Origin of the sequence: Negativicoccus succinicivorans, assembly GCF_018373335.1 — a bacterium.
In the GTDB taxonomy this organism is placed as follows: Bacteria; Bacillota; Negativicutes; order Veillonellales; family Negativicoccaceae; genus Negativicoccus; species Negativicoccus succinicivorans_A.
Genome location: NZ_JAHAHH010000126.1, coordinates 1 through 1,510, shown reverse-complemented (window position 1 = coordinate 1,510; position 1,510 = coordinate 1). Strand labels below are relative to the sequence as shown.

At 47.1% G+C, this 1,510-nt stretch carries 3 protein-coding genes; all 3 read left to right on the top strand.

Annotated elements, in window-relative coordinates:
- Nucleotides 1–314, top strand: a 314-nt coding sequence (locus tag KH813_RS06675) for a hypothetical protein (RefSeq protein ID WP_303994561.1), incomplete at its 5' end; no start/stop codon positions are given.
- A gap of 201 nt (nucleotides 315–515) precedes the next feature.
- The gene (locus KH813_RS06670) at nucleotides 516–944 is read left to right on the top strand and encodes a terminase small subunit (RefSeq protein WP_303994560.1); all 429 of its coding nucleotides are present in this window, start codon (nucleotides 516–518) and stop codon (nucleotides 942–944) included.
- Nucleotides 937–1,510, top strand: a 574-nt coding sequence (locus KH813_RS06665; RefSeq protein WP_303994559.1) for a phage terminase large subunit, incomplete at its 3' end; no start/stop codon positions are given. The genes KH813_RS06670 and KH813_RS06665, both read left to right, overlap by 8 nt.

The following is a 1,510-nucleotide window of genomic DNA, read 5'->3' as shown; positions in this document are numbered from 1 at the left end:
AAAAAAATAATATATTTTTGACATATGAAAGTATTGAATATTGGTTTGCATGTGGATTGGGATTATTTGAAGGTGATTACTTAGCAAGCCTTTCGCAGCTGGGATACAAAAAAGGGAGTAGTGTAGCGCAATGGCTTCAAGAGAAGCAGTTTTCTGCTGAGGATGCTAAAAATGCGTGCTGTAGAATGGCCAGGGAGGAATATTACTTTTATAAAGACACTCCTGGGAAGAGGTGCTCGCCGAATAAACAGAATCTGGAGAAAAGACAAAGTACAGTTTGGATGTTGCTTGATTATATAAAAAAGTGTAATTAGTTGGGGCGTGAATAAAAACATTCGCGTGAGTGTTTTTTGATGTTTTAATATAAGACTATACAGTAATATACAATGCTACCTGTTATACTGGTAGCATAGAATTAATTCGATGGCAAAAAATATGTTTACTGGAGGGAATTAGTCGGAATCGGGAAGACGCTGCGGCGTCTTTTTTTATTGACGCAAAAGGGGGCGAAAAACGTGGCGAAACTGACAGTAAAACAGCAAAAATTCATTGATTACTATATCGCCACGGGGAACGCTACCGAGTCGGCGATTAAAGCGGGGTACAGTCAGCGGGCGGCGTATCAGACGGGAGCAGAGAACCTCAGAAAACCTCAGATTCAAAAGGCGATTAAAGAAAAGCTGGCGGAGCTTGAAAGTGAGCGGGTGGCTACGGCACAGGAAGTGTTGGAGGGCCTGACCGCGATTGCGCGCGGAGAAGTAAATGAGGAAACGGTGGCGATGGATCCGGACGGCACATGGAGTCGGACGATGAAATCCGTTTCGCTGAAAGACCGATTGCGCGCATGGGAACTTCTCGGTAAGCGGCACCAGCTGTTTACGGAAAACGTGAATTTGCAGTTGAAGCAAGTCCCGCAGATCGTGGAGGATATTCCCGATGAGTGAGGTGCGGTTAAGCGAATTAATCGGGCCTGCGTATTACGGAATGCACCACGCCATTCGACGCCATGACTATACGCATTATTGGCTTAAGGGCGGTCGCGGCAGTTTGAAGTCATCATTTGTATCGGTGGAAATTATCCTGGGCATGATGAAATCATCTGACCGGCACGCGATTTGCTTTCGTAAGATCAAGGACACTTTGTCGGAGTCGGTGTACGAGCAACTGTTATGGGCGATAGACATGCTGGGCGTTAGTGAGTATTGGCAAAAATCGGTATCGCCGATGCGCCTTACGTACAAACCGACGGGGCAGCGTATTTTGTTTCGCGGACTCGACTATGCTCGCAAACTTAAATCAATCAAGGCGCGGAACGGGTACTTCGCCTATGTCTGGTACGAAGAACTGGATGAGTTCCGCGACATGGACGAGATCGCGGTGGTGAATCAATCGGTGCTTCGCGGCGGGCGTGATTTTTGGGTGTTCTATTCGTTTAACCCGCCGAAGTCCAAGCAGTCATGGGTGAACTACGAAGCGACGGTAGAGCGAGCAGACAAAGCCGTACTGCATA